Source organism: Streptomyces sp. NPDC002809 (assembly GCF_040295435.1).
Taxonomy (GTDB): domain Bacteria; phylum Actinomycetota; class Actinomycetes; order Streptomycetales; family Streptomycetaceae; genus Streptomyces.
This window is the reverse complement of record NZ_JBEOVJ010000077.1, coordinates 1-10211: the sequence shown is the minus strand read 5'-3', so window position 1 is coordinate 10211 and position 10211 is coordinate 1. Positions and strand designations below refer to the sequence as shown.

Annotated in this window: 9 protein-coding genes; 2 read left to right on the top strand and 7 right to left on the bottom strand. The window is 72.4% G+C overall.

Translation table 11 applies throughout. The annotated features are described in order from the left end of the window. Position 1 precedes the first annotated feature (1 nt). From casI to ABT025_RS31495, 7 genes are all read right to left on the bottom strand, one after another. Positions 2-1657, bottom strand: coding sequence for a steroid-22-oyl-CoA synthetase (gene casI / locus ABT025_RS31525; RefSeq protein ID WP_351001883.1), 1656 nt, complete (start codon positions 1655-1657; stop codon positions 2-4). A gap of 223 nt (positions 1658-1880) precedes the next feature. Next, complete coding sequence (locus tag ABT025_RS31520; RefSeq protein WP_351001881.1) at positions 1881-2642, bottom strand: SDR family NAD(P)-dependent oxidoreductase; 762 nt, start codon at positions 2640-2642, stop codon at positions 1881-1883. 14 nt (positions 2643-2656) lie between these two features. After that, positions 2657-3304, bottom strand: coding sequence for a PaaI family thioesterase (locus ABT025_RS31515; protein ID WP_351001879.1), 648 nt, complete (start codon positions 3302-3304; stop codon positions 2657-2659). Next, positions 3301-4191 (bottom strand): MaoC/PaaZ C-terminal domain-containing protein, encoded by an 891-nt coding sequence (locus tag ABT025_RS31510; protein WP_351001877.1) that lies wholly within the window; start codon positions 4189-4191, stop codon positions 3301-3303. The genes ABT025_RS31515 and ABT025_RS31510 overlap by 4 nt, the downstream gene beginning before the upstream one ends. Positions 4192-4193: 2 nt before the next feature. Then, positions 4194-6380, bottom strand: a complete 2187-nt coding sequence (locus ABT025_RS31505) for an acyl-CoA dehydrogenase family protein (RefSeq protein WP_351001875.1) — start codon at positions 6378-6380, stop codon at positions 4194-4196. Between the two features lie 10 nt (positions 6381-6390). Next, a complete protein-coding gene (locus ABT025_RS31500) occupies positions 6391-7551 on the bottom strand; it encodes a steroid 3-ketoacyl-CoA thiolase (protein WP_351001873.1) in 1161 nt (386 codons plus the stop codon). Between the two features lie 132 nt (positions 7552-7683). Continuing rightward, complete coding sequence (locus ABT025_RS31495; RefSeq protein WP_351001871.1) at positions 7684-8430, bottom strand: SDR family NAD(P)-dependent oxidoreductase; 747 nt, start codon at positions 8428-8430, stop codon at positions 7684-7686. Between the two features lie 216 nt (positions 8431-8646). Between ABT025_RS31495 and ABT025_RS31490 the strand changes: the two genes are divergently transcribed. Together ABT025_RS31490 and ABT025_RS31485 are read left to right on the top strand one after the other, a co-directional pair. Further along, complete coding sequence (locus ABT025_RS31490) at positions 8647-9807, top strand: 3-ketosteroid-9-alpha-monooxygenase, oxygenase component (protein WP_351001869.1); 1161 nt, start codon at positions 8647-8649, stop codon at positions 9805-9807. Continuing rightward, positions 9807-10079, top strand: a complete 273-nt coding sequence (locus ABT025_RS31485; RefSeq protein WP_351001867.1) for a ferredoxin — start codon at positions 9807-9809, stop codon at positions 10077-10079. Before ABT025_RS31490 ends, ABT025_RS31485 begins: the two co-directional genes overlap by 1 nt. Positions 10080-10211: the final 132 nt, after the last annotated feature.

Below are 10211 nucleotides of genomic sequence, written 5' to 3'. Positions count from 1 at the left end.
CTCAGGGAAGAAAGCGGCCGCGCCCGTTGGCCAGGAACTCGCCGCGCAGCGCGGCCTTCTCCTCGTCGGTCATCGCCGTGTACGCCGGCCTGCCCCGGCCGGCCCAGCGGTACACCGGGTCGTCGGTGCGCCAGCCGTCGAGCTGCATCTCCTTCTTGCGCAGCTTGTTGGAGCCGGTGGTCGGCAGCGCGTGCGAGACGCGGACGAAGCGAGGGGCTCCCTTGGTGCCCAGGTCCTCCTGGCGCTCCAGGAAGCCGGGCAGATCCAGGTCGCCGAAGCGGGTCCCGGCGGCGATCTCGACGGCTGCCATCACCTGGTCGCCGGAGCGCGGGTCGGGTACGCCGAAGACTCCGGCGGCGACGACCCCGGGGTGCCTGCGCAGGATGCGTTCGGTGAGCAGGGCGGATATGTTCTCGCCGTCGACGCGGATCCAGTCGCCGGAGCGGCCCGCGAAGTAGAAGTAGCCGGCCTCGTCGACGTATCCGAGGTCGCCGGTCCAGTACCAGCCGTGGCGGACGCGTTCGGCGTTCGCCGCCTCGTTGTTGTAGTAGCCCTCGAAGCGGGCGGCGCCCTCGATGTCGACGATCTCGCCGATGGCCTCCTCCGGGTTGCGCACCCGGCCGTAGGAGTCGAGTACGGCGGGCGGGCAGGTGGTCCGGTTCGTCGGGTGCACGATGCGGACGCCGTCCCGGGCCGGCCTGCCGAGCGCGCCGGTGGGTGCCTCGGGGGCCAGCTTGAGCATGCCGGCGCCCTCGCTGGAGCCGTAACCCTCGACGAGGCGGCAGCCGAAGCGGTCCAGGAAGCGGGCCGCGTCCTCGGGCGAGGCCTCGGTGCCGAAGGCGTGGGTGAGCCGGTTGTCGGCGTCCCCCGGGGTTTCGGGGCGGGCCAGGATGTAGCCGATCGCCTTGCCGACGTACGTGAAGTAGGTGGCGCCGAAGTGGGTCACGTCGGGGAGGAACCCGGAGGCGGAGAACTTGCGGGTGAGGGCGATCGTGGCGCCCGCGGAGAGTGCGGGGGCCCACAGCGCCATCAGCGCGTTGCCGTGGAACAGCGGCATGGGGCAGTAGCAGGTGTCCGCGCGGGTGATGTCGTACTTGGCACTGTTGGAGGCTCCGAGAGCGGCAAGCCGGCCCTGTGAACAGAGAGCCGCCTTCGACGTGCCGGTGGTGCCCGACGTCAGGAGCAGCAGCATCCGCGTGGTGGCGGTGACGTCCGGGTCCGGGACGGGAAGTCGGGGGTGCGCGGCGAGGCGCTCCGCGTACTGCGGTGCGTCGACGACGAGGAAGCGGTCCTGGTCGACGCCGATGTCCAGCCCGTCGAGCAGTGCGGCGCCCGCCCGGTCGGTGACGATCACCTGGCAGTCGGTGTGCCGCACCTCCCGCTCCAGTTCGGCGCCGCGGCGGGTGGGGTTGATGCCGACGACGGCGGCGCCGGCGAGGGCGGCGGCGCCCAGCCAGAAGATGTACTCGGGTTCGTTGTCCAGGAGCACACCGATGTGGAACGGCCCGTCGGTGCGCAGTTTCCCGGCCCAGGCGGCGCGGGCCGCGCTCTCCTCGACCACCTCTCCCCAGGTCCAGGACCGTTCACGGGTCAGCAGGCCCGGGTGGTCGTCCCCGGCCCTGGCGAGCAGCAGGTCGGCAATGGTCTCGTGTGGCAACGTCGGTCCCTCTCACCCGGTGGCCGGGTCTGCCGGTGTCGGTACGGGGGCGGATCGCACGGCGTGTCCCCTGGTGGTGGCGGCGCTCCCTGCGGTGGCCGCGGCGCGTCTCGCGGTGATGTGCTCGTGGCGCCCGGCGTGGCGACGCTAGCCGCGGGCGGGACGGCCCGGACCGGGCCGTCCCGCTGACCGGGAGGGCTCCGGGCGGGCCGCCCCGCCGGGGTCAGTCGAAGTTGGCCTGGCCGCCGTCGAGGGGCACCGTGGCGCCCGTCAGGTAGCGGGCGTCCGGACCGCACAGCATGGCCACGGCCCGCCCGATGTCCTGCTCGCAGTCGCCGACGTATCCCAGCGGGATGGACGCGCAGAACTCGGCGGCCTCCTCCGGGTGGGCGGCCTGCCAGCCCGCGTAGGCGGGCGACACGGCGTGCGGGGCGATCGCGTTGACCCGGATGCCGTCCCGGCCCCATTCGTTGGCGGCGGTCCTGGTCAGGGAGCGCAGGGCCGACTTGGCGGCCGCGTAGGCCCCGTACGTGCTCAGGTCCCAGCGGACCATGGCGGAGGTGACGAGGTTGATGACCGAGCCGCCACCGCCGCGCTTCAGATACGGATGCGCGGCCTTCATGAAGGCGAACGCCGCGAACGGGGCGCTGTTGAAGCCCCGTTGGAACTCCTCGTCGCTCAGCGAGAGGAGTGGTCCGTAACAGCCGGAGTAGGCGTTGTTGACCAGGATGTCGAGGGAGCCGAAGCGCTCGGCGACGTCCTCCACCACAGAGGGGATCCGGTCGGTCTCGAGTACGTCGACGACGAACGGCTCGGCCTTCACCCCTCGTTCCCGCAGCAGTTCACACGTCGTCTCCAGCTTCGCCGCGGTCCGCCCGAGCACGGCCACCGAGGCTCCTTCGGAGGCGAGGGCCAGTGCGATGCCCTGGCCGACGCCCTGTCCGGCGCCAGTGATGACCGCGACCTTGCCTTCGAGGTTTCCCATCACTGCACTCTCCTTCAACTGGGCCTGGGAAGCTGCTTGTTGATGAACAGACCTTCCGCGGTGACACAGGCCCGGCCGCCGGCTCGGATCTCGCCCACCGTATGGATTCGCGAACCGTCCACCGAGACCTGGCGTCCCACGACCGTCAGCGGCTCGAACAGCGGGGTCGGCCGCAGATAGCGCAGGGTCAGTTCCGCGGTCATCCCGGACGGGCCGCCCCAGTGGTTGGCCACGCCCAGCGTGTGGTCGAGGAGCAACGCCGAGATCCCGCCGTGTACGTGCCCGGGCGGGCCCTGGTAGGGCAGGTCGAGCGTCACGACGCCCTCGACGGAGCCGTCCTCCTTGCCGTGCAGGTGCAACGGCGGTGCGAGGGCGTTCTCCGGGCCGGTGACGGGGTCGTGCCGGGTGATGCCCTCGCCGCGCCACATCTCGGCGAGGCGGCCCTCCATGGACGGCGCCTTCGCGGTGAGCCCGTCGGCGACGGCGTCGAGGCGGGCGGCGATCTCGTTCATGTCGGCGCCGGTGCCGTCGCCCGCGCGCAGCAGGGCGGTGACCACCCGGCGGGCCGCGGCGACGGCCGCGTCGACGCCGTCCTTGTGCGGTTCGGCGACCAGGCGGGGGCCGGTGACCGGTGCGGTGTTCCCGTCATGGGGGCTGCTCATGCCGTCACCGTCGCCGTCGCGTGGGTGAGCACGGGCGCACCCTCGCGCTCGGGGCAGCCCGCGTGGAGCAGGAGTTGCTCCGTACCGTCGGCGGCCGGTCCTTCGCGCCACACCGAGGTGGTGAGGGACTCGCCGGGGACCAGGGGTCCGGCGAAACGCACCGTGAGACCGGTGAGGCGGGTGACGTCGCCGCCGAGGAGGCCGTCGACGAGGGCCTTGCAGACGAGTCCGTACGAGGCGAGCCCGTGCAGGATCGGCCGGTCGAAGCCGGCTGCCCGCGCGAAGGCGGGGTCGGCGTGGAGCGGGTTGAGGTCACCGTTGAGCCGGTACCACAGGGCCTGCTGGGGCGTCGTGGCGGACGTGAGCACGGTGTCGGCGGGACGGTCCGGTGCCGCCCACTCCTCCGCCGGGCCCGGCTCGCCGCCGAAGCCGCCCTCGCCGCGCGCCCAGATGCGGGTGGTGGACGTCCACAGCGGTTCGCCGTCGGGACCCGTGGCCGCCGACTCCAGGACGATGAGTGCGGCCTTGCCCTTGTCCCACAGCTCGGCGACGCGCGAGGTGAGCGTGGCCGTGCCCGACGACGGCAGGGGGCGGTGGACCTGGAGCCCCTGGCCGGCGTGGAGCACGGCCCGCAGGTCGATGTCGATGCCGGGCAGATGGAAGCCCTGCGGGCCGTCCTCCCCGGCGGAGATGCCGGTGCCGGCCACCATCGCGAAGGTGGGCAGCACGCCGAGGCCGTTCTCGTACGTCAGGTGCAGCTCCGGGCCGGTGGCCACGTCGGCTCCCGCACCCAGGCTCAGGTGGTACAGCAGCACATCGCGGGTGGTCCAGTGGATCTCACGGACCGACGGGTCCGCGGTCAGGGCCTTGTCGCGGTCGATGGGCATGGTCAGCCTTTCTCGGTGGGCTCGGGGTCGCGGGGCAGGCCGAGCATGCGCTCGCCGATGATGTTCAGCTGGATCTCCGTCGTTCCGCCCGCGATGGACAGGCAGCGGGCGTTGAGGAACTGCCAGGTGGCGTCGAGCCGTTCACCCTCGCCGGTGAGGGCGGCGGAGCCCTGCCAGTCCATACAGGTCTCCCAGACCCGCTGCTGGTGTTCGACGCCGAGCAGTTTGGCGACGGACGCCTCGGCGCCGGGCTGCTGCCCGGAGACGGTGCGCAGGGTGGTGCGCAGGGCGAGGACGGCGCCGGTCTGGGCGTCGCAGAGGTGGCCGCCGAGCGTGGTGAGCTGTTCGTCGTCGAGGCCGTCCGATGCGGCGGCGATCTCCAGCAGGGCCTCGGCGCCGGAGCCGACCGAGTCGTGGGAGAGGGCGACGCGTTCGTTGGCGAGCGTGGTCCGGGCGAGCTTCCAGCCGGCGCCCGGGGCACCGACGAGCAGCTCGTCGGGGATGAACACCCCGTCGAGGAAGACCTCGTTGAACTCGGCGTCACCGGTGATCTGGCGCAGCGGCCGGATGTCGATGCCGGGACTCGTCATGTCGAGGAGGAAGTAGGAGATGCCCTTGTGCTTGGGCACGTCGGCGTCGGTACGGGCGAGCAGCACCCCCCAGTGGGCGTCATGGGCCATGGACGACCACACCTTCTGCCCCGTGATCCGCCAGCCGCCGTCCACCTTCTCGGCGCGGGTGGTGAGCCCGGCGAGGTCGGAACCCGCGCCCGGCTCACTGAACAGCTGGCACCAGACGATGTCGCCGCGCAGGCTCGGGGCGAGAAAGCGGTCCTGCTGGGCCGGATCACCGTGCGCGATGATCGTGGGTACCACCCAGCCTCCGATGATCATGTCGACGGGGGTGAGCTCCGCGGCCTGGAGCTCCTGCGCGATGACGAGCTGGTCCACCGGACCGGCGCCCCTGCCCCAGGGGGCCGGCAGGTGCGGTGCGGTGTAGCCGTGGTCGGCGAGGTGGGTGAGACGGTCCTTGCCGTCCAGGGCCGCGGCGGCCCGCAGTTCGCCGCGGATTTCCTTGCGTACGGCTTCGGCCTCGGCCGGCAGCTCCACGCTCAGGGTGCGGCGGGTGCCGTCCAGGGCGAGGCGGGCGACGCGGCGGCGCCAGGCGGTGGCCGGGCCGAGCGCGATCCGCAGGGTCTGGGCGCGGCGCAGCGCGAGATGGGCGTCGTGCTCCCAGGTGAAGCCGATGCCGCCGAGCACCTGGATGCAGTCCTTGGCGACGGCGAACGCGGCGTCGACGCCGACCGATCCGGCGACCGCGGCGGCCAGAGTTGCCTCCGTGCGGTCCACGGCGTCGTACGCGCGGGCGGCGTCCCAGGCGCAGGCGCGGGCCTGTTCGGTCTGGGCGAGCATGCGGGCGCAGCGGTGCTTGACGCCCTGGAACTGGCCGATGCGGCGGCCGAACTGCTCCCGTACGCGGGCGTACTGCGCGGCGGTGGTCACGCAGCGGTCGGCGAGGCCGGCGGCTTCGGCGGCGAACAGCGTCGCGGCGAGGTCCCGGGGCGTCCGCGGATCCAGGTCCAGCAGGTCGACGGCCGGGACCGGCACGGACCGTACGGTCACCCGGGACGAGCGGCGGGTGAGGTCGTGGCTGCGGACGTCGGTGGTGTCCACCGCGGCCCGGGGCAGCACGAGCCAGGTGGTTCGGCCGTTGTCGGACGCGGGCAGCACGAACACGTCGGCGAGGTGTCCGCCGATCACGAGTTCCGAGGTTCCGGTGACCGTGACCGTGCCGTCGGCCGCGCGGGCCAGGGCAAGGGTGCCGGGAGCGAGTCCCACCGCGCCGAGGGTGGTGCCGGCGGCGAGCGGGGCGAGGTACGTCCGGTGTCCGGCGGCGTGCAGGACGGCCGAGGCGAGTGTCGTCGGCAGGAAGGGGCCGGGGGCTGTCGCCCGGCCCAGCTCCTCGGTGACGACGGCGAGTTCGACGAGTCCGTATCCGGCGCCGCCGTCCTCCTCCGGCAGGTGCAGCCCGAGCAGGCCCTGGTCGGCGAGGCCGCTCCAGTGGGCGGGGAGGGTCTCCTTGTCGGCGTCGGCCGCCGCGTGGAGCGTGTCCTCGGTGATGTGCCGTGTCGCGAAGGCGCGTACGGCGTCGCGCAGGTCGAGGTGCTCCTGGGTGAGTCCGATGGTCATGGCGCGCCCCTCAGATGCGTTCGATGACGGTGGCGGTCGCGTGCGCCCCGCCGGCGCACATGGTGATCAGCGCGGTGGACTTGCCGGTGCGCTCCAGTTCGTACAGGGCCTGGGTGATGAGCCGGGCACCGGTGGAGCCGACGGCGTGACCGAGCGCGATGGCGCCGCCGTTGACGTTGACCTTGTCCATGTCGGCCTTGTGGACCTGCGCCCAGGACAGGACGACGGAGGCGAAGGCCTCGTTGATCTCGACGAGGTCGATGTCGGCGAGGGTCATCCCGGCGGTGCGCAGGACCCGTTCGGTCGCGGCGACGGGTCCGTCGAGGTGGTAGTACGGGTCGGAGCCGACCATGGCGGAGGCCACGATCCGGGCGCGGGGGCGCAGCCCTTCGCGGGCGGCGCGCTCCCGGCTCATGAGCAGGACGGCGGCGGCGCCGTCGCTGATCTGGGAGGAGTTCCCCGCGGTGTGGATGCCGTCGGGCAGTACGGGCCGCAGCGCGGCCAGCGCCTCGGGGGTGGTGTCGCGCAGCCCCTGGTCGCGGCTGACGAGTGCGGTCTCGCCGGTGGGCCCCTCGGGGCCCTGGACGGGGGCCTGGACTTCGATGATCTGCCCGTCGAAGCGGCCCTCCGCCCAGGCGCGGGCGGCCTTCTGCTGGGAGGCGAGGCCGAGGGCGTCCGCGTCGGCCCGGGTGATGCCCCGGTTGCGGGCGATGCGTTCGGCGGCCGTGAACTGGTCGGGCATGTCCAGGGTCCAACTGTCCGGCACCGGGGAGCCGTTGTCGGGGGTGAGCGCGGCACCGAGGAAGACGCGGCTCATGGCCTCGACGCCGCAGCCGATGCCGGCCTCGATGGCGCCGGAGGCGATCAGCCCCGCGACCAGGTGCACGGCCTGCTGGGACGATCCGCAGGCGCAGTCGACGGTCGTGCACGCGGTGGTGTGCGGCAGCCCGGCGTGCAGCCAGGCGTTGCGGGTGACGTTGTTGGACTGCTCACCGGCCTGGGTGACACAGCCCCCGATGACCTGCTCCACGGTGTCGGGGGCGACGCCGGCCCGCGCCAGCAGGCCCTTCTGGGCGAGCCCGAGGAGCTCCGCCGGGTGCAGCCCGGACAGGACACCCCGGCGTCGGCCGACCGGTGTCCGTGCGGCTTCGACGATGACGGCCTCGGTCATGGCTCTCCATAAGGGTGTGAAGGGGCCTGTTGGGCCCGGGACACTGATGCACCGAAAACTAGAATTCATTCTCGAAACAAGCAAGAGCCAGTCCCGCTCAGTGGCCCGGCCGCACCCCGGCCGGCCGGCGCGTCAGATGTGGGATCCGCCGTCGGCCCGGAGTTCCGCCCCGGTGAGGTAGCCCGCGTCCCGGGACGCGGCGAAGGCGATCACCCCGGCGATCTGCTCGGGCCGTGCGGCCCCGAACGGTGCTCGGATCCGCGCGTAGTACGAGGCGTCGAGGTCCGGCGGCAGCACGTGCGGCCCGACCAGCGGGGTGGCGACGGAACCGGGCGACACGGGCACGACCCGGATGCCGCGGTGCGCGACCTCGGCGGCCAGGGACAGCGAGAAGCCGAGGACCGCCCCCTTGGAGGCGGCGTACGCGGTCATGTACGGGTTCCCGTGGGACGCGGCCGACGACGCCACGTTGACGATGACACCGGAGCCGTCCGGCAGATGACGCAGTGCCTCCCGGCAGAACAGGGCCGTGCCCACCGTGTTGACCGCGAAGAGCCGCTCCATGTCGGCCACGGTCAGCCGGTCGATCGGGGTCGTCCGGTGGATCCCCGCCACGTTGACCAGGACGTCGATGCCGCCGAGGTCCTCGGCCGCCGCCCGGACGCTCGCCATGACGGCGTCCTCGTCGGAGACGTCGGCGATCCGGGTCACGATGCGCCCCGGCCCGGCCGCCGCCGCGGCGGTGCCGGCCAGGCCCTCACTCGACAGATCGACGGCGAACACGGCCGCACCCTCGGTCACCAGGCGCAGCGCGGTGGCCCGCCCGATCCCCGATGCCGCCCCGGTGAGCAGGACTTTCACGCAGTCGAATCGGTTCATCACGGGCTCCTTCGCTGGACCTGCCTGCGGACAAGGCGGCGGACGGTACTCGCGGCCGACGGCGCCGCGGAGCCCCTGTCCCACCGACCGGGACCGGCCCTCGCCCGGCCCCGGAACACCGGTTCCGGTCAGTGGGACTCCCCCGGCCGGGCCCCGGCGTGCGGGCCTACCGTCCGGGAACCTGGAAACCATGCGTCCTTAAGGGGATGAGAGAACGTGAGCGCAGTCGAGTCAGCACCCGACGACGTCAGGGCCATCGAAGCCGCAGCGGCACCCACGCGTTTCGCGCGCGGCTGGCACTGCCTGGGCCTGGCGGAGAAGTACAAGGACGGAAAGCCGCACTCGGTCCAGGCGTTCGGCCAGAAGCTCGTGGTGTTCCAGTCGGGCGACGGCACGCTCAGCGTCCTGGACGCCTACTGCCGCCACATGGGCGGTGACCTCTCACAGGGAACGGTCAAGGGCGACGAGGTCGCCTGCCCGTTCCACGACTGGCGCTGGGGCGGTGACGGCCGCTGCAAGCAGATCCCGTACTCCAAGCGGGTGCCCCTGCGGGCCCGCACGGCGTCCTGGACGACGCTGGACCAGGACGGCATGCTCTTCGTCTGGAACGACCCGGAGGGCAATCCCCCGCCCGCCGACGTGGCCATCCCCAGGATCGAGGGCGCGACGAGCGACGAGTGGACCGACTGGCTCTGGTACGAGACCACCATCGACGCCAACTGTCGCGAAGTCGTGGACAACGTGGTGGACATGGCCCACTTCTTCTACGTCCACTATTCCTTCCCGACCTTCTTCAAGAACGTCTTCGAGGGCCACACCGCCACCCAGCACATGCGCGCGACCGGCCGTCCCGACGCCCGCCCCCAGGAACAGGGCGACAAGCCGAAGACCACCGGAAGCAACTCGCTGGCCGCTTACCACGGCCCGTCGTTCATGATCGATGACCTCACCTACCACTTCGACACCGGTGATCAGCAGTCGGTCCTGATCAACTGCCACTATCCGGTGGATGCGAACCGGTTCGTCCTCCAGTACGGCATCATCGTCAAGCGGTCGCCGTCGATGCCGGGTAATGCGGCCGACGAACTCGCGGCGGGCATGGCCCAGTTCATCAAGCTCGGCTTCGAGCAGGACATCCAGATCTGGCAGAACAAGGCCCGCATCGACAACCCCCTGCTCTGCGAGGAGGACGGTCCCGTCTATCAACTGCGGCGGTGGTACGAGCAGTTCTACGTGGACGTGGCCGACGTGAAGCCGGAGATGACGGACCGCTTCGAGTTCGAGCTGGACACCACACGCCCCGTCGAGGCGTGGCAGAAGGAGGTAGAGGCGAACCTCGCCCGCAAGGCCGCCGCCGCCGAGGGCCGGCCGGTCTGATGCGGGTCGACAACCGGCTCACCGACGGAGCGCCGATGCGGCCGCTGGCGTGCGAACGCTGCACCGCGCAGGTGCTGGTGCGCAAGAGCAGCTGGCAGCAGACCAGTGTGCAGTGGAACGGCAGGGCGGTGGCCCTCTGCGCGGAGCGCGAGGGCGCCGGTGCGGCCTTCGAGGGGTGCGGATCCCTGCGCGACACGATCCGCGAGGCCGCGCTGAAGGGAACGATCACCCTCGTGGACGAGGACGGAGCCGGGCCGGTACCCGGCGCCTGACCGCGGAACGCGCAGAGGAGGGGGGGGGGGCGCGGGGGGGGCGGACCCCCCCGCCCCCGGCCGCCGGGGGGCCCGCCCCCCCCCCCGCGCCCCCCCCCGCCGCGGGGGCGAGCACACCGCAGAGAACCAAAA